The sequence below is a fragment of the Ammoniphilus sp. YIM 78166 genome, assembly GCF_004522215.1.
Lineage (GTDB): Bacteria > Bacillota > Bacilli > Aneurinibacillales > RAOX-1 > YIM-78166.
The window spans coordinates 615,773-641,431 of sequence record NZ_SDLR01000003.1; the positions used below are offsets into that span (position 1 = coordinate 615,773).

Here is a 25,659-nt window from a genome sequence, read left to right on the forward strand (position 1 = left end):
TTCGTGTCAAGAATCCTACAAAACAAAATATTGTAAACGGTAACATTCTTAGCAGGATATTTACCATTTCCTGTAGAATAGATCTTGGGATAAAAAAATTAGACAAACAATGAGGAGGAGTGACATGGCAGAGCTTCACTATACGACTATCGGGGATTTATTAGATTCAACAACAGCCAAGTACCCAGATAAAGATGCTGTGGTTTATATCGAAAGAGATCTTCGATACAGCTATAAGCAGTTCCAGGAAACATGCAATCAAGTAGCTAAAGGACTGATTAGCCTAGACATTCAAAAAGGGGAGCATATCGCCATCTGGGCTACGAATGTACCGGAATGGGTCGTTACTCAGTTCGCTTCTGCTAAGATGGGGGCTGTTCTTGTAACCGTTAACACGAGCTATCGAGCCCATGAATTAGAATACTTGTTGCACCAATCCGACTCCACTACCTTATTGCTCATTGATGGCTATCGCGGGACAAGCTACACTGATATTGTTTACGAAATTTGTCCGGAGCTCAAAGAAGCCTTGCCAGGTCAGCTTCAATCTCAACGTTTACCGAAATTAAAGAATGTCATTTATCTTGGGGAAGAGACAAAACCTGGCATGTACAAGTGGAGTGATTTAGTTGACCAGGGTTCCGCTATCAGTGACAGGGATCTCATCGCCCGCCAAGCTCAGCTTAAGCCAGAAGACGTCATCAACATGCAATACACATCAGGAACAACAGGTTTCCCTAAAGGGGTTATGCTTAGTCACTACAATATCATCAATAATGCCCTAAATGTGGCAGAAAGCCAAAGAATAACCGAGAATGATAAAATATGCATTCCTGTCCCTTTCTTTCACTGCTTCGGCTGTGTCATGGGCACCTTAGCGTCCGTGGCTACAGGTGCAACCATGGTCCCTTTAGTCACCTTTGATCCTGAGCGGGTGCTCAAGGCGGTAGAACTAGAAAAGTGTACCGCTCTTTATGGGGTACCTACTATGTTTATCGCTGAACTTAATCATCCAGCATTTCATACTTACGATTTATCCAGCTTGCGTACCGGCATTATGGCCGGCTCCCCCTGCCCTATTGAGGTTATGAAAAAAGTCGTTGAACTCATGGGTGCGAAAGAAGTCACGATTGCCTATGGACAAACAGAATCCTCTCCAGTCATTACCCAAACAAGATACAACGACAGTATAGAACGTAGGGTCTCCACCGTCGGTAAGGCGCTTGAAAATGTGGAAGTAAAAATAGTAGATCCTGCTACAGGTGAGGAAGTAGAGCGAACTGTTCAAGGGGAATTATGCACAAGGGGATATCATGTGATGGCAGGCTATTACAACATGCCTGAACAAACCAGCAAGGCGATTGATGTTGACGGCTGGCTACATACCGGTGACCTAGCCACCATGGATGAACAGGGCTATGTTAAGATCACTGGTCGGCTGAAGGATATGATTATTCGCGGCGGCGAGAACATTTACCCTCGTGAAATTGAAGAATTTCTTTATACACACCCAAAGATTTTTGATGTTCAAGTGGTAGGGGTTCCAGATGAGCGCTATGGGGAACAAGTCGCCGCCTTTATCAAAGTAAAAGAAGGTGAAGTATTGTCTCCGGAAGAAGTGAAAGCGTTCTGCGAGGGAAGAATTGCCCGATATAAAATCCCTTATTATATACATATAGTACAAGAATACCCTATGACCGCTTCGGGTAAAATTCAGAAATATAAACTCCGTGAGCTGGCCATCACGAAGAACAATCTTAGTAAAGCTAGTGAAATCGAGACCGCATAGATTGGTAAAATTAGGTTGCCTTCTTTTATGGCAACCTTTTTATTTATCCCCACAGTCATTAACTGTATAATAGATTAGGTAAAGATTCTTCAAGGAGAACAGCCGTGACTAATCATAAATGGTTCAACCATCTCGTGTTATATCTATTTATTGTAGTGATCCCTTCTATTGTGATTACTTCCACTTACATGCAATTTGTTCTTGAACGAGAAAGGGATAGAATTCAGCAATCGGCACAGGTTTATGCTAGTCATCACGCGATGAATATTGATAGTTTTATAGGGGAAACCATTGGTCGATTAGAATCCATGGCGCTGCTCATCAGTCTAGAAAATGCAGATCCAGGCAGGATTGAAGAGCTTCTTGTAGGGACCCATGGTAAAGATGATCGATTCTCAGGCTTCTACTGGGTCAGTCCTCAAGGAGACATTTTGCTAGGCTCTAATCAGCTTCCTCAAAAAATCAATTTAATGGATAGGGAATATTTCAAGGCGGCTCTTTCAACCAAAAAAACGACGATTTCAAACGCTCATCTTGGCCGAGTCACGGGCCGATACATCGTGTCGGTTGCCACCCCAGTTACGAAACATGACCAGGTGCTGGGAGTATTGATCGGGAGTGTTAGGCTGGATGTAATACAAGAACATCTTAGCGCATTAAAGAAAGAAGAAGAAATTACTGTCCTGGACGGAACCGGGCAGGAGCTCTTCCTCATCGAAAAGAAGGAGAATGATACCAGCATAGCAGCCACCGTTGCGACTTCACGAATTCCTTGGCTAGTTACCGTCCGATTATCGAACCTCAGTTTGGAATGGAGGTTCTCGGTGCTTCTTATATCCATTGGACTCAGCTTCATCATCACTCATATTTTGTTTCTCCTGATTAAGTATTACCAGCTGCAACGGCAAATCAGACTTGAAAAATTACAGAATGACGCCCAAAAAATGGAGCTTATTGGCGGACTTGCAGCCAGTACGGCACATGAAATCCGAAATCCTCTGACTGGGATTAAAGGGCTAACCAAGTTGCTAAGCGAAAGACACCAGGATAAGCAGGATCAATTTTATTTTTCCATCATCCAACAGGAAATCGATCGGATCAATTCTATCGTGTCTGAGCTGCTCGTTTTAGGAAAGCCTACTGTGCATGAATCCTCGGAAAACAATATGTTGGACATTCTAGCAGAAGTTGTCCCACTGATCGAATCGGAAGCTCATATATCAAAGGTAGACGTTGTCGTTCCAACAAATCTAAGTCCTATATTCGTCAACTGCTCGAGAGATCTCATGAAGCAAGTAATTCTAAACTTGACCAAAAATGCTTTAGAGGCCATGCCCAACGGGGGACGACTCTCCATCACACTAGACGAGAGTTATGGTTCTTGCGTCTTGGTGATTGCTGATACAGGCCAAGGGATACCCGAGAAATCGCTAGACAAGATCTTTGATCCCTTTTTCACGTTAAAAAAGCAAGGTACAGGTTTAGGGTTGGTCGTGTGCAAACGAATTATAGAAATGTATAAAGGAACGATAAGTGTAAAAAGTCAGGTTGATCAAGGTACGCAAGTGACGGTCACCCTCCCCCTAGATGGCTAAACATGGTATGATGGTAAAAATGGAAAAAACTCGGATGGGAGCGAGCGGGAATGACCTTACCTCACCAAGATAAAGAGAAGCTGGAGTTTGCGTCAATTAAGGAATGGTTTCCAGAATCGAGGATTAAAGAAGACTATAATCGAGAGATTCTGGATATCGGTGTCGAAATCCCCTATCAAGATCAATGGTTTATTTTGCTCAGGGGCGAGCAAACGAATCATAAGTACGAATTGATTGCACCTGATTGCAAATGGTTTGAAGGCCTAGAGGACTTAGAAGCTGTTGACTCGTTAATTAAGCGGTTGTGTCGAGAATCGTCATGAAATGACGAGCGAAAATGATCGAAATGGATCGCTTTTTCCATTACTATAGACTAGTATCTTAGTTTTCGTCGTTAATACAGTAAAGGAAGAAGGCGTTGAAGTGCTTACTCAAGCTAACGTGGACGAAGAAATATTAATGTTAAAAGAACAACTAGAGCAAACGGCTGCGAAGCATAACTTTAATTTTCAACATCCAGATGTAATTTCGCTTAGTCAACAGTTGGACAAGCTGATCACCTTAGTCATGAGGAATAAATGGCATGGTCAGGTAAATATATAGATACTCTACTCATAACGAATATAAATGGGGACGAAGAGAATATTTTCTTCGTCCCTTATATCTTCCTATTACCTAGATTATACGATTCTCACTTTATATTCTTTCATCCATGTGTTTAATTGGGCGAGATAAGCAAACCACTGCGGAACGTTCATCAACTGACCAAACCATGGAATGTGAAGAGCAGTCAGATTCGGTTGCTGCATGAATGCTTGCAATGCACGGGTATCAATAAGAGGAAGGATCGGAGCATGGGAATCTTCGAGGATTTCATTGAGCCATCGAGTGGTGGCTTCGAGATAAGCGGGATTATGGGTTTTGGGGTAAGGGCTTTTCTTGCGAGTTAGAACATCGTGTGGCAGAATCCCCTGAAGCGCACGGCGCAGCAATCCTTTTTCACGGTCTCCGCTTGTTTTCATTTCCCACGGGATGTTCCAGGCATACTCTACTAAACGATGATCACAAAAAGGCACACGGACTTCTAATCCTACCCCCATACTCATTCTATCTTTCCGATCAAGTAAAGTAGGCATCCATCTTGTTAAATTCAAGTAAAACATTTCCCTAATTTTCTCTTCAGAGGCCTCTTCACCAGCCAGATGCGGAACCTCAGCCACAGCTTCCCGATAGCGTTGCGCCATGTAATGTTCGGCATTTACGGCATCTTTTACATCCTTCGAATAAAAACCGAGTTTAAAATCTAAGTTTCTAGTCCATGGAAATTTAGAATCAGACCACAGCTCAGAGCGGTGAAACCACGGATACCCGCCAAACACTTCATCTGCACATTCCCCAGATAGAGCCACTGTTGCTTCTTTTTTGATTTCTTTACAGAATAAATACAATGAAGCATCAATGTCTGCCATCCCAGGCAAATCTCGAAAGCGTACCGCTTCTTTTAGCGCTTCAACTAATTGGTCGGTGTTCACTGTGATCGAGTGATGGATCGTCCCAAAGTGATCAACCACTTTCTTGATCCAAGGGCCGTCGGCATTAGGCTGATATTCGTTCGTCTTAAAATATTTCTCATTCCCTTCGTAATCCACCGAGAAGGTGTGTAACGGTCCCCTTCCCTCTTCTTGATAGCTTAGCGCAGCAATAGCGGTAATAGCACTAGAGTCAAGGCCTCCTGACAAGAGAGTGCATACAGGCACATCGGCAACCAACTGTCTCTGGACGGCGTCCTGAAACAATGCTCGCACCTTCTCAGTCGTCTCATCCAGCGTTTCCTCATGAGTCTGACTGACAAGACTCCAATATGCCGACTCTTGCAGACGATTTCGATCATAGGTTAAAAAATGTCCTGGCAGTAGTTCTTTTACTCCCCGAAAAATTCCATGTCCAGGTGTTCTTGAGGGTCCCATGACAAGAAGTTCCGCTAAACCTTCTTGCGTGATGTCCGGCTGTACGAGCGGATGCCCCAATAAGGCTTTCAGTTCCGAGGCAAATAGCAAAGTACTTCCGATTTGAGTGTAAAATAAAGGTTTTACACCTAATCGGTCTCTAGCAATAAACAACCGCTGCTGCGCTTCATCCCATATGGCAAAGGCGAAGATTCCATTTAATTTTACTAGGCAGCCTTCTCCCCATTCCATGAAGGCAGTCAACAGAACTTCTGTATCAGAATGCGAGCGAAAGCGGTAGCCAAGGTCTAGCAATTCTTTTCGAATATCCTCTGTGTTGTAGAGTTCCCCGTTATAAACGATGGTATAATCTCGGTTCCCTACCTTCCCTTTCATAGGCTGGGCACCCCCTTCAGGATCAACGACTACAAGCCGTCTGTGACCGAAGGCTGCACGCGGGGATAACCAAACTCCCTCCGCATCAGGTCCTCGATTATATAAAGGAGTCACCATTTTTTTCAATGTATCATATTCGTTTGATAAATCTCTTTGCCAATCAATCCACCCTGTAATTCCACACATACTGTATGTCATCCTTTCAATATTAGGTTATTTTGTATATTGTATACCATCTGCTAACATACATATGCTACGCGATAAAAAGTGTGAAAAAATAACACTTGGGACTTATGTCTCAAGTGTTAAGGGTTTTATCTATTTTGCGACCCATGATGGGGTACGAAACAACATAGGAAACAATGAAACCGAACAACAAGTAGCTTGACAACCATAGGATCCCATTTTTAGCCAGCACCACGCTCATCAGGGCCGATTGTAGAAAAAGGAACAAAAATAAAACACGCTGGAACCCTTTCTTCCGACTGTCTGCCGGAAAAGGATGAATTCGATCCCAAAACGAAAACTTCAGCCGGCTCCAGGTGTTCATAATCTGAATCGCGTTCGAAGCAAGACTAAACAGGAAGACAGCGGTAGCCCAAAGCCATGAGGAAGGCATAACATACAAACATACTCCCCCGAAAACAGTTAATCGGAAATAATGACTTGAGACATCCCTGTATCGCAGAAGGGATCGAGAATAAAGGTAGAAGTGACCCTTCTTCGGGAGGAGGGGAATCCTCTGAATGAATTCGACCCAGAGTGTTCTCTTCTTCATTCGAACGGTATAGTTTGGGACATCCATGAACCACTGGGCAAAGGTGTAAAAACGGGCTAGACTCTCTTCCTCACCTTGAACAAGGTTTGGCCAACTTAGACGCGTCCTTTTCCATATTCCTGCATAATAATAAAGAACCCATACTACCCCTAGACCCAAAAGAAGAGATCCGGGGATCAGGGGAATATGAAATAAGTACAAACAAATCAAGAAATTAAGCCCACTGCGACCCACTACATGAAGAGCTTGAGCATTTTGAGGCAAGCGATATTCGTTCCAAGATGCCCAAATATTCCCCCACTTTACTCCTAACAGCAGGACAAACGTCTGATAAAAATCACCCGAGCTAGGCGAAATCTTGGCATAATATAAGGGCGATAGCACCAAGAAAATAAAAAAGAGGGCAAAGCCCTGAACGAGAGCACTGTACAATAAACTTAAGCGAAAGTAATCGGTTAAGCGATGCTCCATTGGAAACAAAAATAAGGGGTCCGGTTTTTTGATAAAGGTTCTTACCGGGCTTCTAGTAACTGCAAGAGTAATTAACGGAGCCAGAATCCAGCCGAAATCCCATCCGGGGGGTACCGCTTTAAGCATATAATGATACAAGTAAGCAATTGAAATAAGTAAGATAAGGGGTAAATAAGCATACCCTATCAGTATGATTTTCAGATACTTAATTGCATCTGTCCAAAACCAGCCCGCTCGATCAAACCATAGTTTGCGAATGCTATTCATGGTGAGTAACCTCTGTGACTTTCATGAAGATCTCGTCTAGGGTTGCATTTTCCAGCTTGGTCTGTTGTTGAAGTTGACGGAGTGTTCCCTGAAGCAGGATCCTCCCTTCGTGTAGCAGGACAAACCGATTGCAAAAGCGTTCAGCAGTGGCCAAAATATGGGTAGATACGAGAATTCCACTTCCCTCCTCTTTTCTCGCGTCCATAAGCGTTAGCAAGGACTGAATGGCCCTAGGGTCTAGTCCAAGAAAAGGCTCATCAATGACATATAACGAAGGTCGTGCAAGAAAAGCGCAAATAATCATGAGCTTTTGCTTCATACCTTTTGAAAAGGTTTCAGGCAGCCAGTGTTTCATCTTCTCCATTCGGAATTCCTTTAGAAGGACATCGGCCGTATCGGTCCAATTCTCTTTTAAATCATAGGCCATCGCAGTAAGGTTCAAGTGCTCCCATAGGGTTAACTGTTCGTAAAAAATAGGGGACTCGGGTATGTAGGTCAGCTTCGATTGGTAAAGTTCTCGCTTTTCCTGACGCGATACTCCATGGATACGAATAGAGCCTTCTACAGGCTCAAGCAGTCCTAGGATATGTTTAATCGTCGTACTTTTCCCTGCTCCATTCAAGCCAATTAATCCTACAATCTCGTTGCTATGTACCTCAAAGTTTAAATCATGCAAAACCGGTTTTCTCTTAAGATAACCTCCAACAAGATGCTCTATTTTCAAGATCGGTTCTTGGACTGTACTCATTATTTCGCCTTAAAATGCACTGCAGCTGTATAAAGTCTTTTCCCTGTCGTAGGATCTAGCGTGACCTGATGGTGGACCGATTGTACGTGTAGCAGTAACGCTTTGTTATTTTCAATTTGTTCATCAATCAATTTCTCGAGTCTTTTTATATCAAAAGCTTCAAAGAACTCGACTTTATCCTCAATCCGTTCCAACTTAAATTGCATCATTCTCTTCTCCCTTCATTGTGTCGTTCCCTTCCTTATTTTACTGCAGAGTCCTACCGTGTTCAAACGACGTACAAGAAAAAAGACCTCGCGCAGCTGCTGCGCGAAGTCTACCATCTACGAAAGTTCCCACCATAAATTCTAAAGTTTCCATTCTGTATGTTTTTTTGCAACCAAGCCTTCAAATATGTTTTTATCACGCTGCGAGTGACGGGAAATAAGCAGAGAAAACCGACTGCATCTGTAAAGAACCCTGGTGTAAGCAAAACTAACCCCCCAGCAAACACGAGGATGCCGTCAAGAATCACTTCTCCAGGGAGCTCTCCCCTTTGCATTTGTGCTTGTGCTAACCGGAAAATTTGTAGGCCTTCTCTTTTCGCAAGCCATGCTCCAATGACACCTGTCAGGATGACTAAAACGAGGGTAGGCAACCAGCCAAAGGCTTGACCTGCAGTAATTAACCCCCAGATTTCAATCGCAGGTACGATAATGAGCAGGGCAACCAGATATTTCATGTTGTTCACACCTTTCCCTTGCTACACTCATCTTATCAAGTTTACTTTCGATGTACAATCAGTCTTGGGTTAGCTGTCTGAGAAGCAGAGGAATTTCTTGAAAGTCATTAACCCATATGACGTTTAGCCCCAGATTATTAGCGTCTTGCTCTTCAAACTTTTCAGCCGTCTCAATAAAAATTCTCGTATATTCATTGCTTTTTTCCTTTATCCCTAATTCTGCAATGTGTTTATCCACCTCATCCTGTTTATATCTTTTTTTGAAAACATAATGATTTTTCAATACTTTATCCGGTTTTTTTCTCATGCAAACATCTAGTAGTCTTCTCAAATTGGGATCTGTCAGGCTGAGTCCGATAAACAGGCATAAATTTTGATTAAGGTGGTTGAGCTGAACCAGATTAGACCAACTAAAGGGATCGATAAATTGAGAGTGGTAAGCATCTTCACTTGAGACGATGTTAAAGTCGGAAAGATCTCCTTGCCTTGGCAAAAAGCCGTGAACATGATAAATCGGCAGTTCAGAAGGGAGGTATCGTTCGCCTTCCTTTGAAATGGATTTGTATCTAATTTTATTGATCTCAAGATTTTTTTCGATCACATCATCAAAATTAAAGGTAATAATGGAATGCAATGATTTTCGCTCTCGTTGCGGGCGACACAAATCTACGATGACCTCCACCAGCTCATTGCTGGCCGGCTGTTTGCGATAGAGAGCTCCTCTTACATAAGAAAGAAAATCAGAACCCAATTGAATTTTTAAATATTGAAGAATAATTAAGGGAGACCGCTTAAAATATTCCAAATAAATTTGAGCTAAGACTTTAGGAGAAATTTCATCTTGTCCAATCTTTTTCATAAAAAGTTCGGAAAGCAGATCTTTTAAGAGATGATTCCAAATCGGTATGCCCGAGTCTGCGGATACTCCCGCCCCGCAGAATAGCGTGAGTTTCCCTTTGCTAAACTCTTCTTTGATATGAGCCAAATGAATCAGCAGGCTAGCGTCCACCTTATTCATTGTTCGTCTCTCCTTTCACCAAAGCTGAAATCATGGACTACTATTATCATATTGGTTACAAGTGGGAGTGATTCCTAAACTTCCTTTTCCTACGAACATTCGGAAATAGCCTAGCTTTTTGTTTAATAAAAGTAAAATCAAGATAAAAACCACTTAAATTGTGAACGATCTTAGAAGAATATGTGACAATATTGTGAAAAAACCATTGACACTGTGTATACCTATCGTTTATTCTGAAAAAAAGCAATAAAGGGGAGGAATTATAATGAGTGAAATGATGAGTGAATTCGTAAAGTTTATCGTGGTAGCTGAAGTGGTGTTTGCTGTATGCGTTTCCTTAACCGTACCATTCTTACCTAAGATAATGCAGCGACTTGAGCAACGTAAAGCAGAAAAAGCATCTTAATAATTGAAATAAAAAAAGCAGAGAGAGCCTCTGCTTTTTTCTTTTACCTGGTTGTTTCTTAATAATATATACTTTCTGATTGTAGACATCTTTGGCAGGTCTTCATTAATAGATTACTTCGATCGTCATGGATACAATTTTGCTGGAGTTTGGCTAGCTCGCGCTTAAGATGCAGCAGCGTTTCCTCCATGTCCTTAATCTGTTGGATCAGTTGTATTGCTCCATGATTCTTATCCATAGATTTTGCTGCCTTTTTCTCTAAACTCACGTGACTTTTCTTGCATCTCCTGGTCGAGCTGGTATTCCTCACGGATATTATGCGAAATTTTCATACTGCAAAACTTAGGTCCACACATGGAACAGAAATGAGCCGTCTTCGCTCCTTCTGCTGGTAAGGTTTCGTCATGATACTCCATCGCTCTTTCTGGGTCTAACGACAAGTTAAACTGGTCGCGCCAACGGAACTCAAATCGAGCCTTGGACAAGGCGTCATCTCGATATTGTGCATTCGGGTGCCCCTTTGCCAGATCTGCTGCGTGTGCTGCAATCTTGTAAGTAATGATACCCGTACGCACATCTTCTTTGTTAGGCAGCCCAAGATGTTCTTTTGGCGTTACATAGCAGAGCATGGACGTGCCAAACCACCCAATCATAGCAGCTCCAATAGCAGATGTAATATGATCATAACCAGGCGCAATATCCGTCGTTAATGGCCCAAGAGTATAGAATGGAGCCTCCGAACAGATTTCTAACTGCTTATCCATATTTTCTTTAATCTTGTGCATCGGAACATGGCCAGGTCCTTCGATCATGACTTGAACATCGTGCTTCCAAGCGATATGGGTAAGCTCACCTAGCGTCTCCAGCTCAGCAAATTGGGCCTCATCGTTCGCATCAGCAATGGAACCCGGTCGTAAACCGTCTCCTAAAGAGAAGGAAACATCATAGGCCTTCATGATTTCACAGATCTCCTCAAAATGAGTATAAAGGAAGTTTTCTTCATGGTGCGCAAGGCACCAAGCGGCCATGATAGATCCCCCACGCGAGACTATCCCGGTTACTCGATGGGCTGTAAGAGGGACATAACGCAATAATACGCCTGCATGAATCGTGAAGTAATCCACTCCTTGTTCGGCTTGCTCAATTAGGGTATCCCGATAAATTTCCCAAGTAAGCTCCTCTGCTTTTCCGTTTACTTTTTCAAGGGCTTGATAGATAGGGACTGTACCGACGGGCACGGGAGAATTTCGGATAATCCACTCCCTCGTTGTATGAATGTTTTTTCCAGTCGATAAATCCATGATCGTATCAGCTCCCCAGCGAGTGGCCCATGTCATTTTCTCTACTTCTTCTTGGATTGATGAGGTCACAGCAGAATTACCGATATTTGCATTAATCTTCACATGAAAATTTCGACCAATAATCATGGGTTCAATCTCTGGGTGATTAATATTAGCAGGAATGATGGCGCGTCCTTCTGCTACTTCTTTCCGAACAAACTCTGGAGATACTCCTTCACGGATGGCGATAAACTCCATTTCCGGAGTAATCACCCCTTGTCGCGCGTAGTGCAGCTGGGTCACATTCTTCCCGGCCTTGGCCCGTAAAGGCTTTCTGGTTAAACCAGGAAAAACCTGTAGATTATGAAGCTCGTTTCCTTCCTTATAACCATTATCCTCTGGCTTAATTTGTCTTCCCTTATATTCTTCTACATCGTTTCGCTCAAGCACCCATTTCCGACGTAAGACAGGCAATCCTTGATGAATATCGGCCGTAACAGCTTCATCGGTATAAATTCCGCTTGTGTCGTAAACTCGAACGGGTGCATTTTCCTCTTCACCAAAACTGCTTACGGTTTTGGAAAGTCCAATCTCCCGCATCGGTACGCGCAAATCCTCACGTGAACCTTCGACATAAACCTTGCGACTTCCTGGGAACGGTTGAATAACAGGTGCTTCGATTGACTTAGGTGTTGAATTAGACATTAAAAATACCTCCTATTAGTAAGATTCCTAATTTTTTGAACCTTTTTATTGGAGGCGGAAGAATCACACATACATCATAAATAGCCGCATGAAAATACATGCGGCTCATAGACACAAACGTGTGTTGTCAGGTTGACAAGGGTTGTTCTCAATTCCTCCGCTGGCATTATCCAGTTCAGGTTCAACGGTCGACAACGGCATAGTTATCCTCTCAGCCAGGTTCCCCCAGCTCCCGCAAACAGTATGAAGTTTTACTCTCTTAGATTAACATGGATAATGTATCCTGACAATACTTTTTTTAGCAATAGTAAATAGGATGACTTAATGCTGTATGATTTATCTCCCATTGACAAAACCTAAGGGGAAATCACACATGAGGTGAAGATCAATCATGAATGGAATATTTATGACCCTTCTAGCCATAGCATTCGTCACTATTCTGGCTGGATTGATTTTGTCGCTGCGTATCCGCTCAAGACAAAAAGGAGAGATTGATCACGGAGTAAACCAAAAAATCAAGGAAAATCCGATTATGCTTAATCCGATCATTTGGAGTTATGTCCTTTTTGCCGCTTTAATTATTATGCTATTATGGTTTTTTAAGCAATACTATCAAGTTCCTTTTTAGCGAGGTGCTACTGTGAAAAAAACAAGATATTATATCAACGTTGAGCATGGCGTCATTTTAGCTGATCAGGGTGCGGATAGCTATGAATTTGAGATTGATGCAGACGACAATGAGATTCACCAGCTTCAGGAATTGTTTGATAAGGCACATCAAATGGATGTCGGTATTGGGGAATGGTTCCGTGCCCATACCCCATATATACAATATCACGATGATGAAGATAATCACCAATATGACCATCAGCTATTAAACATCTATCGGAAGCTGCATGAATTGGGCACGGAAACCACCCGAAATCATATTGAAAGTATGGGTGTCCTGCATCTGCATGATAATTTAGCAGCACCAAACCCTCTTGCTAATAAGGCGGATTAACCCTAGAAGAGGCAGTTTGCTTCATAGCGACTGCCTTTTTCTTGTGCTAAAAGATAAAGGAACCCACTGAGGGTTCCTTTATTGGAGCTTTCTTAAAATGGTGTGACGATATTTACTAAATAGGAAATAAAACACAAAATAACTCAGGACGCCAAAGATCAGGGTATTAAGGGCAGCCCCTACAAAAAAGAATAGGCTAATCTCCTGGACTGCTGGTAAATATCCTACTGATGCTTCTTCTGCTTGTGCGGGACTGGCGTACATAAACAAACATCCAACTTTGTAATTGAGAAGAAAAAGGAATGGCCAAACAAGGGAGCCAAACGAGGCAGAGATAATCGCTGCGGGAATATTACCGCGAGTAACCTTGGCAAGTACGACAGACAGCATGGGACCTAATCCGAACGTGGGAAACCAATTGGGAACAAAGCCCATGACTAATCCTAAAGAAATCTGCCTTGCCCCTTTCTTGAGGCGGAAGAGGCGGATCAAATAAAACTTCAGTATCCTTTTAATTTTCATGATGTATGCCCTCAAAATCTCAGTATAGGTTACTCTTGCTTAGAACATCATCTCCTTAATCCTTACTATCTCACCTTACTTAGATTTCGTCAATATCTGATTATTTTCTCAGTTTCTAATCCTTCCCTTTCATTTTCCCCAATCCTGTACGAGTTATGTAGACGATAGAAAAAACCATGGGCTTCGAACCTAGCCCCACAGTTAGAATCGTACGATTTAATGCATTGAGATACAGCCAGGATGATCATTTTTCACGTTCCCTACGTCGGGTGATACAGGATAGACCTTCATCTGATCAGGGTGAAAGGACTGCAATAAACCAGAGAGTCTTTTGTTGTCTTGAATGTCGCGGTCTAACCATATAGCTTCCTCTTCAGGCTTGAGAATAACGGGCATGCGATGGTGGATAGGAGAAATAAGATCATTGGCTTGTGTTGTAATCACGGTACAGCTATGCACCTTCTGTCCCTCTGAGTTTAGCCATGTATCGTATAAGCCGGCCATAGAAAACACTTGTTCGTCCTTAAGTAAAATGCGGACAGGCTGTTTCCCTTCCCCTGTAACCTTCCATTCATAGAATCCATCTGCAGGAATTAAACATCGCTTACGGGACAACAGCGACTTGAACGCTGGTTTTTCATGCAAAGTCTCACTTCTTGCATTGATCATCTTATTCCCTATCTTTTCGTCTTTCGACCAGGCCGGAATCAAACCCCAGCGGAGAAAGCCAGCTCTGACACTTTGATTGTAATCCGTAATGATAGCTAAGATTAGCTGACCCGGGGCAATGTTAAAACGAGGACTATACCGATCCGGAAGCTGAGTCAACAAAAATCGATTCATAAGCTCTTCCGCACTGATTGTAAGAGTAAATCTGCCGCACATCCATTTTCACGCCTTCCTTCTCTTGTACGTCTTCCTAGTGTAGCATAGGCCTCAAAAAACGGCACGCAGCTCTTGGATAATCCAGTCTCTATGCTGATTACTTTCCCACTCTTCCTCGATGGCATGGTAGAGTCGATCATATTCATCATCTGTGATTCGTTGCTTGCACCATAGCTCATGAAAAGCAGAGAGCTTGGCTTGCGTACCCGCTACAATGTCCTCATAGGTGATTCCCATACTCATCTTATTTCGATTATAAAGAACATGTCCAGCTTCATGCGCTAATATTTCCAACAGAACTTGGGAGTCCGTGTTGTCAAGATCTGCTAAGAGATATATGATATGCCCCCCATTGCGAAACTCGACGAACCCGTTTGGTACCTGTTCATGATGCAAAAGATACACTTCACATTCGATGTGTTGCTCTATCCATTTGATACAATCATCAAGGGGCATGCTTATTCACTCCCTTCGTGAGGTGGGTATAACAGCTCTTGCGCTGCTATCGCCAGGTCTATTTTCTCTAGCGCTTTGCAATAACGGGCTTCGATTCTCTCATCCTGCAGCTCAATCTCCCCTAGCAGGTAACCGGCTTCCTTCCAATCCTTATACCAATCTTCTTTATCTCCTTGCTTGTGCTCGATATCCGGCCAAACCTGAGGCAGCTTAGGACTATAAATGCGAAGGGTACGATCTTTGAGTGAACATTTCTCTATTCTTATCTTATAGGGCATCCCTGGAACGGAATCCTTCACATCATTAAACAGGTGAAACCAGTAGTCTTTTCGCGACCCCGTATGTGGATGACTCGAAGCCCACTCTTCGACCTTTTTCCTATTCCATTCGTCCCTAAATAAGATCTTGTAGAGGCGCTTGCCCAGTTCAATTCTTTCGTGTAATGAAGCGAACTGATGAAGGGTTTGTCCTAGCAGATCTGGAATTCTTCCTTGTCCCTGAAATGGAAAAAGGATCTGGTTTAAGCTTAGTATGTCCTGAAGCTTGAATTGTAAAGTGGATAGAACTTGTTCCTGATAGTATGGATCTTGAATGAGGCGAGATTCAATATAATTTTGTTCATTGATAATGAGCGCCATACTAAGTAATGTCGAATCTTGAGTTTCGATATAATAATTCCAATTTACTTGCATAAATCTAGAAACCTGTATATGCGGCAAGAGATGGGATAGATTTTTCTCCCTTTTTTTCCCTTCTTCAAAGAGCAAGAGCTGAGGAAAAGCATCTTGAAAAATCAGCCAGTTCCCGCGTTCTAAAAAATGAAAAAAGGTTTCGGCCTCATCTTCTCTCAGTATTCGCGGCAACCACTCGCCTTTCAGATCCGTCATGCTCCACCCTGCATTTCTAGAAACCATATGAGCTAAAAAGGACCAATGAATCTGAGGATTTCGAAGGTAATAATCGAGGTATGCTTTTGTTCGCGTGAGGTTATTGCGATTAAAAGTCGAGGTGTGTTTCCGAATATCATCTAGAATCCCTTTCTCAAGGGAATCGGGCGGAATGGGTTTCTTTGCTTTTTTCTTTAACTCCTGCACAAGAGGTTTGATTGAGCCGAACTCCTTTTTCACTGGACCTCCCTTGAATCGAAAGAATTTTCCTACATACATCCTATAAAAAAATAAGTCATTTATTCCACATAAATTTATTTGAAATTATTAGAATATTATGTATAATAATGTATAACAAACCGAAGGGAGGGTAGACAATTGAATAAAGGAATGCTTTCCCACTATCATGGGATGAAAGGGATGTCGTTGCTGTATGACTATCACTGGACCTTTGACCTTCTAAGACAGGTTCAAGAAGAATTGATTCGTGCATCACAGCTGATGAGAGAGCATCTTTCATTAGAAAAATGCGGTTGCGGAGATTCAGAAGAAGAAGTTCATTTTTATAGCGAATTGCTTCAGGAAGTGAAGCAAGCTATTGAAAACAAGGACTTGTCTGCCGTACCTTGGGTTCAAGAGAAATTGCACGCCTACATGTTGCAGAAGTTCAAGGAGCATAATTGCATCACTCGATTACTGCGAAAACAGCAAACTTGGATATTAGAAGCCCAACTATAAATTAGGAAAAAGAAAGCAGCCAAGGCTCTCCTCTCTAGGGGGTCCTTGGCTGCAAACATTTTAGTCCTCAATATTCAATTGATAGGTCTCAAGAAACTTCGTATTGAATTCTCCACTCACAAACGCTTCATGCTCAAGAAGTTTTAAGTGGAACGGAATCGTCGTCTTCACGCCATCAATGACGAACTCGCCTAGCGCTCTTTTCATTCGTTGGATGGCTTCCTCACGGTCTTTTCCCCATACAATTAATTTCGCTACCATTGAATCATAGAAGGGAGAAATTTGATAACCCGGGTACACTGCACTATCCACACGTACCCCGTAGCCTCCAGGAGGCAAGTATCCATCCACTCGTCCAGGCGACGGCATAAAGTTCTTTGCAGGGTTTTCTGCATTAATGCGGCATTCAATCGCCCATCCGTTGATGGTGACATCCTCTTGTTTGAACGAAAGTGGGTAGCCTGCAGCAACAGAGATTTGCTCCTTGATGAGGTCAACCCCTGTAATCATCTCGGTAACCGGATGCTCAACTTGGATCCTTGTATTCATCTCCATGAAGTAGAACTGACCATGCTTATCCAACAGGAATTCCACGGTCCCTGCCCCATGATAATTTACCGCCTTGGCAGCGGCTACTGCTGCTTTTCCCATTTGCTCACGCAATCCAGGATCAAGAGCTGGACTTGGTGCTTCCTCTACTAGCTTTTGGTGGCGGCGCTGAATCGAGCAATCGCGCTCACCAAGATGGGCTACTTCACCGTGCTTGTCGGCGATAATTTGGATCTCGATGTGGCGTGGTTCTTCTAAGTATTTTTCTAGATATACACCGGGATTTCCAAAAGCCGTTTCGGCTTCTTTTTGTGCTTGTCGGATCGCTTTCCGAAGATCATCCTCGTTGGTGGCTACTCTCATCCCTTTACCGCCGCCACCTGCTGTCGCTTTTACGATAACAGGGTAGCCGATCTCCGCCGCTATGGTAACCGCTTCGTCGAGCTCTTCGATTAAACCCTCGGTCCCGGGAACGGTTGGTACACCTGCGTTTTTCATCGTCTCGCGAGCAACAGACTTATCGCCCATCCGATTAATGGCGTCAGCTTCAGGACCGATGAAAGTGATATTGCATGCTGTACATAGCTCGGCAAAGGTAGCATTCTCAGCTAGAAAACCATATCCAGGGTGGATAGCATCGGAATGTGTAATCGATGCCACACTCATCAGATTGGTCATATTTAAGTAACTGTCCTTAGAGGCAGTCGGACCAATACAATACGCCTCATCTGCCAGTTTGACATGCAGTGCTTCCCGGTCAGCTTCTGAAAATACAGCAACCGTTTGAATTCCCAACTCCCGGCAGGCACGGATAATGCGCACTGCTATTTCTCCTCGGTTAGCGATTAGTACCTTTTTAAACATTCGTTGCTCCCCCTTAATCCGCCTTTATCACAAATAAAGGCTGGCCATATTCAATGAGCTCCCCTTCTGCGGTTAGCACCTCAACAACTTCTCCGGAAACAGAAGACTTGATCTCATGAAAGAGTTTCAATGTCTCGACACTGCAATGACATAGCAACTGCCCCTCTTCCACGCGTTCCCCAACAGAAATGGTTGGGTTCGAAAATACTCCAACCCAGGGGGAAACAATACTCACAAGGTTCTCGATGGGCGCTGCAGTCTCAGGATGTTCGATCTCTTGAACCTGAGCTTCTAGAGCCGTAGCCGCTTCACCGAAGGTGGTTTCGACTTCAAACACAGGTACTTCGGACTCAACGCTTTCTTCTATAACAGGTGTAGCTTTTTTAAATGTAATTTGTACCCCGTCATTTTCTATTTCCAATTCCTCGATAGAGGATTGGTCCACTAGCTTTATTAGCTCTCTTATTTCGTGCAACTTCATGTCATCTCACTCCCAAAGCTTTATTCTTACAATGGAATATTGCCGTGCTTTTTGGACGGGCGGGATTCCTTCTTATTTCTAAGCATTTCTAATGATTCCTTGAGCTTCTTACGCGTATCTCGGGGATCAATCACATCATCCACCATACCGTTAGCCGCAGCGACATAGGGGTTTGCGAACATATCCCGATATTCTGCAATCTTTTCCGCCCGTGTTGCCGCAGGATTATCACTTTGTTCAATCTCTTTGGCAAAGATAATATTCGCCGCACCTTCCGGTCCCATAACCGCGATTTCAGCATTAGGCCAGGCATACACGATATCGGCCCCAATTGCCTTAGAATTGAGGGCTACATACGCTCCGCCAAACGCCTTGCGCAGGATCACTGTAATTTTGGGAACCGTTGCCTCGGAATAAGCATATAGTATTTTCGCTCCATGACGAATGATGCCCCCATGCTCCTGGTTTACCCCAGGGAAAAAGCCGGTAACATCCTCAAATGTGATAAGCGGGATATTAAAGCAATCGCAGAATCGAATAAAGCGTGCCAGCTTATCGGAGGAATTAATATCTAAACCACCTGCCATGACTTTAGGCTGGTTAGCGATAATGCCTACGCTATGACCGTCAATTCGCCCGAATCCAATCACAATATTTTTGGCAAAGTCACGTTGAACCTCCATAAAGTCTCCGTGATCTAGAATTTGCTCAATGACCTTGCGAACATCATAAACTTTGGTTCCTTCGACTGGTACAAGTTCAGCTAAATCCTCTCGCCAATCGTCTGAAAGAATTTTTTCGGATGCTGGAGGCAACTCATTATTGTTCTGGGGAAGAAAAGCTACTAATCTGCGTACTTGCTCTAAAACTTCAGGTTCGCTCTCTGCGCTAAAATGGGAGTTGCCGCTGATACTAGAATGAACCTTGGCTCCGCCTAAGCTTTCGGCTGTAATCTTTTCTCCAGTAACGGTCTCAATGACCTTCGGACCGGTAATAAACATTTGACTGGTCTTTTCAACCATAAATACAAAATCCGTAATCGCAGGAGAATAAACGGCACCTCCTGCACACGGTCCTAGAATCACCGAAATCTGTGGAATTACCCCAGAATAGATAGCATTTCGGTAGAAGATATGACCGTACCCATCAAGGGATACCACCCCCTCTTGGATCCTTGCCCCACCGGAGTCATTAAGCCCAATGATAGGCGCCCCATTCTGTGCCGCTAAATCCATGATCTTTGCGATCTTTTTAGCATGCATTTCTCCTAGGGCTCCACCGAAAACGGTAAAATCTTGAGCAAAAACATAGACTAGTCTGCCATGGATTTTTCCATAGCCAGTCACTACCCCTTCACCCGGTGCCTCGACTTTGTCCATACCAAAATTCGAAGCACGATGTTGAATAAAAGAGTTCAGTTCTACGAATGTGCCTTCATCCAGCAGCAAGTCAATCCGCTCTCTCGCCGTGAGCTTTCCGCGGTTATGCTGGGCCGCAATCCGATCATCTCCGCCGCCTAGTTCAATTTTTAGCTTCCGCTGAAACAACTCATCTATTTTATCATACATAGTCATGGTAAGCTCACCCTATCTTCTGTACTCTGATTTGTTTCGCCCGTTCTTTTCCTGCACTTGAGCATAAGTACTCCCACTCTCTTTGCTTCGTTTCGAAGCTCTATTTCTCTTTGTTTTGGTATGTTTTTATAAGTTGATCTACGGCTTGAGATACTGAGATCTGACCAAGGGATACCGCTTGTTCCATGATAGGGAGAACTTCTTTTACGTTTTTATCATTAAAAAAGCTCGATTGAAGGTAGTCCTGAATCATCGTGTGCATCCAAGCTAGAGATTGACGCTGACGACGCAGCCCAAATCCGCCCCCGGCTACCGTCGTTTGACGGAAGGAGTCGATCAGGGACCAGACCTCCTGGATGCCCTCACCCGTTAGAGCCGAGCAGATATACGCCTTGGTTTCCCATCCTTCTGTGGCCGGTTTTAGAAAGTGTAGGATACGGTTAAATTCTACTTGGGCGTTCAAGGCGCGCTGGCGGTTATCTCCATCTGCCTTGTTAATCAAAATGGCATCTGCCAGCTCCATAACCCCTTTTTTCATCCCTTGAAGCTCGTCACCAGCACCAGTAATTTGCAGTAGTAAGAAAAAGTCTACCATAGATCGCACGGTAATTTCACTTTGACCTACACCCACAGTTTCCACGAGAATCACATCAAATCCAGCGGCTTCACAGACGAGCATCGTTTCTCTCGTTTTCCTGGCCACTCCTCCGAGTGTGGTCCCAGCTGGAGAGGGTCTTACAAATGCATGGGGGTTACGAGATAGTTGCTCCATCCGTGTTTTATCCCCTAGAATACTTCCGCGGGTAACGGAGCTGCTAGGATCCACCGCGAGTACAGCGACTCGGTGACCTTGGCTGCATAAGTAAGTTCCAAAAGATTCAATGAAGGTGCTCTTTCCTGCTCCCGGTACGCCGGTAATGCCGATGCGGATCGAATTACCGGTATGCGGAAGCAGCTTGGTTAATACTTCTTGTGCCTGGTCACGATGCAAAGAGGCATTGCTCTCGACAAGGGTAATGGTTTGAGCCAATACCGTTCGATTCTGAGCTATTACACCTTGTACATACTCTTCAGTCGTGAGTCTTCGCCGACGCGGAACAGAAGGCAACGCAGGAACGGAATCATCATCCGCGCACTCCATTCCATCGTGCTTGCCGTCAACACCTTGGCGAACGCGAGAAGCAAACTTTTCACTTGGTTGATCTTGCGCCCATTCTGGCTTTCGATCATGGGGTTCGTTCATTTAGCTGACATCCTCCAAACGACGGATGATTTCTTGTAATACTTTTTGGGCAGCGACGGGAATCACCGTTCCCGGGCCAAAAATGGCCGAGGCGCCATGGGCCTTCAAGTACTCGTAATCCTGGGCAGGAATGACTCCTCCTATCACAACTACGATATCCTCGCGTCCCAGCTTCCGAAGTTCCTCTACTAGCTGTGGGAGAAGAGTCTTATGACCAGCAGCAAGGGAGCTCATCCCGATCACGTGAACATCGTTTTCCACCGCTTGCAGCGCGGTTTCTTCCGGCGTTTGGAACAAGGGGCCGATATCTACGTCAAATCCTAAGTCTGCAAAAGCCGTAGCTATCACTTTCGCACCGCGGTCATGTCCATCCTGACCCATCTTTGCGATCATAATACGCGGTCGTCGTCCTTCCATCTGTTCAAATTCATCGGTCATTTCCCGTACCTTGGCTACTTCTTGCTCATCTCCAAATTCTGCACTGTATACACCGCTTATGGAACGAATAACGGCCTTATGGCGTCCCGTCGTCTTTTCGTAGGCGTCGGAGATCTCGCCTAGGCTTGCCCGCGCCCGCGCGGCTTCCACCGCTAATTCAAGGAGGTTGCCTTCTCCACTTTCAGCTGCTCGCGTAATTGCTTGTAATGCGGCTTGAACCCTTGCTTCATCTCGATTCTGTCGAAGCTCGGCTAAGCGTTGCAATTGGGCTTGGCGAACAGCCGTATTATCCACTTCAAGAATATCGAGCGGGTCTTCTTTTTCCAATCGATATTTATTTACGCCGATAATCGTTTCTTTGCCTGAATCGATGTGCGCTTGGCGACGGGCAGCTGCTTCCTCAATTCGCATTTTGGGCAGCCCTGTTTCAATGGCTTTAGCCATGCCTCCAAGCTGTTCAATTTCCTGTATATGTCCCCATGCCCTTCGCACTAGTTCCTCGGTTAAAGCTTCCACATAGTAGGAGCCTCCCCATGGATCGACCACATGGCAGATGCCAGTTTCGTCCTGTAGAAACAATTGGGTGTTGCGCGCGATACGTGCAGAAAAATCCGTAGGCAAAGCAATGGCTTCATCTAATGCGTTCGTATGTAGAGACTGGGTATGACCCAGCGCTGCAGCCATCGCTTCCACGCAAGTTCTCGTTACATTATTAAACGGATCTTGCTCCGTCAAGCTCCAACCAGAGGTTTGACTATGTGTTCGCAAGGCCATGGATTTTTCCTTCTTTGGATTGAATTGCTTCATTAGCTTAGCCCAGATCAGTCTGGCCGCTCGCATCTTAGCGACTTCCATGAAGTAGTTCATTCCGATGGCCCAGAAGAAAGATAGTCGCGGAGCAAACGAATCGATATCAATTCCTGCTTTTAGTCCTGTACGAACATATTCCAATCCATCAGCTAAGGTATAACCGAGTTCTATATCAGCGGTTGCTCCTGCTTCCTGCATATGATACCCGGAGATGCTAATGCTGTTAAATTTCGGCATATGCTTAGAAGTGTAGGCAAAAATATCAGCAATGATTCGCATGGAAGGCTCAGGAGGATAGATATAGGTGTTTCTCACCATATATTCTTTTAAAATATCATTTTGTATGGTCCCGCTAAGCTGGGAAGGAGCTACTCCTTGTTCTTCCGCTGCAACAATGTAAAAGGCCATGATAGGCAGAACGGCCCCATTCATCGTCATCGATACCGACATTTTGTCTAAAGGGATACCATCAAACAGGATCTTCATATCTAAGATCGAATCTACAGCTACACCTGCTTTGCCCACATCTCCTACGACGCGGGGATGATCGGAATCATACCCGCGATGAGTAGCCAAGTCGAAGGCAATAGATAACCCTTTTTGTCCGGCAGCTAGATTACGACGATAGAAGGCATTACTTTCTTCAGCTGTAGAAAAACCTGCATACTGTCGAACGGTCCATGGCTGATTTACATACATGGTTGGATACGGACCACGAAGATACGGTGGAATACCCGCAACGTATTCTAGATGTTTCATGTTCGCTGTATCTTCTGCCGTATATAAGGGCTTCACGTTAATTTGTTCAAGAGTTTCCCAGGCATAGCTATCGAGCGTCTTCTTCGCTTCCTCTTCCGCTCGTTTCCGCCATTCGCTTACGTCAGGCTTGCGAAATTGGGACTGATACGAGATCTTCGTAAAGTCAGGAGATTTTCTCATAGCGAAATTCCTCTCTCTCGCTGAAGGTTAGATAGAAACTCAAAGCAATTCGTCTTTAGATGAATGAATTGATCTACCCCAGCTTGTTTATAGGACTCCGAGTGTACTTCTGCTGGGACGCCTGCCATGTAAACGATCATGTGAGGGTTTAGGTCCTTTATTCGTGGTACCAAGGCAGGAACCAGTTCAGGATATAGGGAATCGGCTGAACAGATAACGGTTGCAATGGCACCAGATTGGGATGCCGCTAAGCTAGCCTCTTCAATGGACACGAATCCTTGGTTCGAGATGACCTCAAAGCCCCCCACTTGAAAGAAGCTGGCGGAAAAATCAGCACGTGGCTTATGCTCCGCAACCGATCCCAAATTCGCAAGAAAAATCTTTGGATAGCCCCCTGTTCTTTCCTTGTAGGCCTCTGCCGCTTTTCGCAGCTCTTCAAACAACACGGATCCTCGTGAGGCATCAATGGGGGAAACCGTAACCGCCCCTTCATGGATAGGGTGCAGAGCCTGTGTTATTTCTCCAAGTGTTGCTCCCTCACCTATGGCCACAACGGCTTCCTCTAGCTTCATTTTGCCAGTTTCGAGGTGAGCTTGCAGCTGGCGTTCCTGACGGTAACGGCTAGCGGAAGCTGAACGCTGTTGTTGGGCGGAATCTCGAGCTTCGTTCGAAAGCCTCGATAAGCTTTTCTCCTGAAGGTTCGCATACATATTGGTACCCACGATTCTGTCTTTCCGCTGAGACACGTTTGTTCTTCTTTGCTCTGCAATTACTTTCACTTGGCGTTGGATTGCACCGTTCTTTAGCTGATTTAGCATGCCGCCTGACGCTTCGATTTCCTGAAAAAGCTTCCACGCCTGTTCGGCTACTTGATCTGTGAGTGCTTCTACGTACCAAGATCCTCCCGAAGGATCGATGACTTTTCCTAAGTGGGCCTCACTCTCGAGAATTAGCTGGGTATTTCGCGCGATACGCCGGGAGAATTCATCCGGTGTTCGCACGACTTCGTCAAATGGCGAAACATGAAGACTGTCCACCCCGCCTACAATTCCTGCAAAGGCTTCTGCTGTACTGCGAAGCATATTGACATAAGGATCGAGTAGGGTCTTATTCCATACTGAAGTTCGGGCATGAATCTTCATTTTCTGAGCATCTTCATTTCCACCGAAAGCTTCTATTACTTTTGCCCAGAGCATTTTAGCCGCTCTTAATTTGGCAATTTCCATAAAAAAGTGAGATCCTATAGAGAAAGAGAAGACCATAGCCTTCGAAGCCATTTGGATGTCTACGCTACGTTCTTGAAGCTCGCGTAAATATTCGACACCCGTTGCTAGTGCATAGGCAAGCTCTTGAACAGCATGTGCACCTCCATCATGGTACGGATAAACTCGCACAAAAATGGTCTGAAGGCGAGGAGAATGTTCAGCAGCCCATTGGGTCCATGTGGCCATGTCATCATATACTCTGTCCATGGAGCCATCTAGCCTTCCTTCTTCTGCTAACGTACCGAGTGGATCGGCCGCCATTACTCCTTGAAGCTGACTTGGCTGATATCCGTTTTTATCCATATAGGCTAGCACAAGGCTTGCCACTGGTAAGGCGAATGCCCCCGTGTGAATCATCAGAGGAACCTGGGCAAGGTCGATCCCTTTGAAGGCCGTCTTCAAGTCATCTAAGTTATAAAGAGACAGACCTCCCATCATGAGATCTTCCGAATGAGCCTGGTCAGGATCTTGACCTTTTCGGGTTGCCCGGTCAAGTACAATGTTCAATACACTCTGACCTCTTTGAAGCTCAAATTGTGCTTGACGATTAAAGTCTTCAGCATGACCAGCTGTGTACTCTTGTGCTACTTCCCAAGCCTTGGATAAGTAGCCAAGACTATGGGTCCCCCTTACAAATGGGGCAAATCCGGGAAGACTTCCCATGTGCGGAAGGTTTGCTGTCTGCTCGGAGCGGTAAAGCGGTTCGATGGATAGACCCTCATAGGTTGTACGAATCAATTTAGCGTAGGATGTACCCTTAAGGGCTTTTTCTGCAGCCTTTTGCCATTCTTCAAAGGAGGGCAAGGGAAATTCTTCAAAGGTTGGCAAAGAGAAGGATGGTTTATCGGAATGGCTCATGGTTTCGTCGCTTCCTTTCTTGGCTTT

At 44.4% G+C, this 25,659-nt stretch carries 26 protein-coding genes; 8 read left to right on the forward strand and 18 right to left on the reverse strand.

The features are described from left to right. Positions 1-124: 124 nt before the first annotated feature. The 4 genes from EIZ58_RS14560 (at position 125) to EIZ58_RS14575 (ending at position 3,987) form a co-directional block, all read left to right on the forward strand. A complete protein-coding gene (locus EIZ58_RS14560) occupies positions 125-1,789 on the forward strand; it encodes an AMP-binding protein (RefSeq protein ID WP_134701518.1) in 1,665 nt (554 codons plus the stop codon). Between the two features lie 104 nt (positions 1,790-1,893). Next, a complete protein-coding gene (locus tag EIZ58_RS14565; protein ID WP_134701519.1) occupies positions 1,894-3,384 on the forward strand; it encodes an ATP-binding protein in 1,491 nt (496 codons plus the stop codon). 50 nt (positions 3,385-3,434) lie between these two features. Further along, positions 3,435-3,707 (forward strand): hypothetical protein, encoded by a 273-nt coding sequence (locus EIZ58_RS14570; RefSeq protein WP_134701520.1) that lies wholly within the window; start codon positions 3,435-3,437, stop codon positions 3,705-3,707. Between the two features lie 100 nt (positions 3,708-3,807). After that, entirely contained in the window at positions 3,808-3,987 is a 180-nt protein-coding gene (locus tag EIZ58_RS14575) for an aspartyl-phosphate phosphatase Spo0E family protein (protein WP_134701521.1), read from the forward strand. A gap of 77 nt (positions 3,988-4,064) precedes the next feature. Here the strand turns inward: EIZ58_RS14575 and asnB are convergent, their stop codons facing one another. From asnB to EIZ58_RS14605, 6 genes are all read right to left on the reverse strand, one after another. Then, positions 4,065-5,912 (reverse strand): asparagine synthase (glutamine-hydrolyzing), encoded by a 1,848-nt coding sequence (asnB, locus tag EIZ58_RS14580; RefSeq protein WP_134701522.1) that lies wholly within the window; start codon positions 5,910-5,912, stop codon positions 4,065-4,067. Positions 5,913-6,024: 112 nt separating this feature from the next. Next, positions 6,025-7,242, reverse strand: a complete 1,218-nt coding sequence (locus tag EIZ58_RS14585) for an ABC transporter permease (RefSeq protein WP_134701523.1) — start codon at positions 7,240-7,242, stop codon at positions 6,025-6,027. Continuing rightward, entirely contained in the window at positions 7,235-7,990 is a 756-nt protein-coding gene (locus EIZ58_RS14590; RefSeq protein WP_134701524.1) for an ABC transporter ATP-binding protein, read from the reverse strand. Before EIZ58_RS14590 ends, EIZ58_RS14585 begins: the two co-directional genes overlap by 8 nt. Then, positions 7,990-8,196 carry a YrzA family protein gene (locus EIZ58_RS14595; RefSeq protein WP_134702000.1) on the reverse strand — a complete coding sequence of 69 codons (207 nt, stop codon included), beginning with the start codon at positions 8,194-8,196 and terminating at the stop codon, positions 7,990-7,992. The genes EIZ58_RS14590 and EIZ58_RS14595 overlap by 1 nt, the downstream gene beginning before the upstream one ends. A gap of 110 nt (positions 8,197-8,306) precedes the next feature. Then, on the reverse strand, positions 8,307-8,711 hold the full coding sequence (locus tag EIZ58_RS14600) for an FxsA family protein (protein WP_134701525.1): 405 nt from the start codon (positions 8,709-8,711) through the stop codon (positions 8,307-8,309). A gap of 58 nt (positions 8,712-8,769) precedes the next feature. Next, complete coding sequence (locus EIZ58_RS14605) at positions 8,770-9,729, reverse strand: SIR2 family protein (protein WP_134701526.1); 960 nt, start codon at positions 9,727-9,729, stop codon at positions 8,770-8,772. A gap of 277 nt (positions 9,730-10,006) precedes the next feature. Here EIZ58_RS14605 and EIZ58_RS34850 point away from each other — a divergent pair, with 277 nt between their 5' ends. After that, on the forward strand, positions 10,007-10,135 hold the full coding sequence (locus EIZ58_RS34850) for a hypothetical protein (protein ID WP_255438285.1): 129 nt from the start codon (positions 10,007-10,009) through the stop codon (positions 10,133-10,135). Between the two features lie 58 nt (positions 10,136-10,193). Here the strand turns inward: EIZ58_RS34850 and EIZ58_RS14610 are convergent, their stop codons facing one another. Continuing rightward, on the reverse strand, positions 10,194-10,373 hold the full coding sequence (locus EIZ58_RS14610; protein ID WP_134701527.1) for a hypothetical protein: 180 nt from the start codon (positions 10,371-10,373) through the stop codon (positions 10,194-10,196). After that, positions 10,366-12,120: a phosphomethylpyrimidine synthase ThiC gene (gene thiC / locus EIZ58_RS14615; RefSeq protein WP_134701528.1), complete on the reverse strand. Its 1,755-nt coding sequence runs from the start codon at positions 12,118-12,120 to the stop codon at positions 10,366-10,368. The genes EIZ58_RS14610 and thiC overlap by 8 nt, the downstream gene beginning before the upstream one ends. 391 nt (positions 12,121-12,511) lie before the next feature. On the opposite strand from thiC, the gene EIZ58_RS14620 reads away from it, so the two are divergent. Further along, the gene (locus EIZ58_RS14620) at positions 12,512-12,748 is read left to right on the forward strand and encodes a hypothetical protein (RefSeq protein WP_134701529.1); all 237 of its coding nucleotides are present in this window, start codon (positions 12,512-12,514) and stop codon (positions 12,746-12,748) included. A 12-nt stretch (positions 12,749-12,760) separates the two neighbouring features. After that, entirely contained in the window at positions 12,761-13,123 is a 363-nt protein-coding gene (locus EIZ58_RS14625; protein ID WP_134701530.1) for a hypothetical protein, read from the forward strand. Between the two features lie 78 nt (positions 13,124-13,201). On the opposite strand, the gene EIZ58_RS14630 is transcribed toward EIZ58_RS14625, so the two are convergent. The 4 genes from EIZ58_RS14630 to EIZ58_RS14645 form a co-directional block, all read right to left on the reverse strand. Then, on the reverse strand, positions 13,202-13,645 hold the full coding sequence (locus EIZ58_RS14630) for a DUF2062 domain-containing protein (protein ID WP_134701531.1): 444 nt from the start codon (positions 13,643-13,645) through the stop codon (positions 13,202-13,204). 216 nt (positions 13,646-13,861) lie between these two features. Further along, a complete protein-coding gene (locus EIZ58_RS14635) occupies positions 13,862-14,530 on the reverse strand; it encodes an SOS response-associated peptidase (protein WP_134701532.1) in 669 nt (222 codons plus the stop codon). Between the two features lie 51 nt (positions 14,531-14,581). Continuing rightward, entirely contained in the window at positions 14,582-14,986 is a 405-nt protein-coding gene (locus EIZ58_RS14640; RefSeq protein ID WP_134701533.1) for a hypothetical protein, read from the reverse strand. Between the two features lie 2 nt (positions 14,987-14,988). Beyond that, positions 14,989-16,113 carry a DUF2515 family protein gene (locus EIZ58_RS14645; protein WP_240689090.1) on the reverse strand — a complete coding sequence of 375 codons (1,125 nt, stop codon included), beginning with the start codon at positions 16,111-16,113 and terminating at the stop codon, positions 14,989-14,991. A gap of 138 nt (positions 16,114-16,251) precedes the next feature. Between EIZ58_RS14645 and EIZ58_RS14650 the strand changes: the two genes are divergently transcribed. Beyond that, positions 16,252-16,611 carry a hypothetical protein gene (locus tag EIZ58_RS14650; RefSeq protein ID WP_134701535.1) on the forward strand — a complete coding sequence of 120 codons (360 nt, stop codon included), beginning with the start codon at positions 16,252-16,254 and terminating at the stop codon, positions 16,609-16,611. Between the two features lie 60 nt (positions 16,612-16,671). Here EIZ58_RS14650 and accC read toward each other — a convergent pair whose 3' ends face one another. From accC to EIZ58_RS14680, 6 genes are all read right to left on the reverse strand, one after another. Next, on the reverse strand, positions 16,672-18,024 hold the full coding sequence (gene accC, locus EIZ58_RS14655; protein ID WP_134701536.1) for an acetyl-CoA carboxylase biotin carboxylase subunit: 1,353 nt from the start codon (positions 18,022-18,024) through the stop codon (positions 16,672-16,674). Between the two features lie 13 nt (positions 18,025-18,037). Next, positions 18,038-18,505, reverse strand: coding sequence for a biotin/lipoyl-containing protein (locus tag EIZ58_RS14660; protein WP_134701537.1), 468 nt, complete (start codon positions 18,503-18,505; stop codon positions 18,038-18,040). 26 nt (positions 18,506-18,531) lie between these two features. Then, positions 18,532-20,073, reverse strand: coding sequence for an acyl-CoA carboxylase subunit beta (locus EIZ58_RS14665; protein WP_134702001.1), 1,542 nt, complete (start codon positions 20,071-20,073; stop codon positions 18,532-18,534). 106 nt (positions 20,074-20,179) lie between these two features. Next, a complete protein-coding gene (gene meaB, locus EIZ58_RS14670) occupies positions 20,180-21,322 on the reverse strand; it encodes a methylmalonyl Co-A mutase-associated GTPase MeaB (protein ID WP_134701538.1) in 1,143 nt (380 codons plus the stop codon). Further along, complete coding sequence (scpA, locus tag EIZ58_RS14675; protein ID WP_134701539.1) at positions 21,323-23,509, reverse strand: methylmalonyl-CoA mutase; 2,187 nt, start codon at positions 23,507-23,509, stop codon at positions 21,323-21,325. Next, positions 23,506-25,632, reverse strand: coding sequence for a methylmalonyl-CoA mutase family protein (locus EIZ58_RS14680; protein ID WP_134701540.1), 2,127 nt, complete (start codon positions 25,630-25,632; stop codon positions 23,506-23,508). The genes scpA and EIZ58_RS14680 overlap by 4 nt, the downstream gene beginning before the upstream one ends. Positions 25,633-25,659 lie beyond the last annotated feature (27 nt).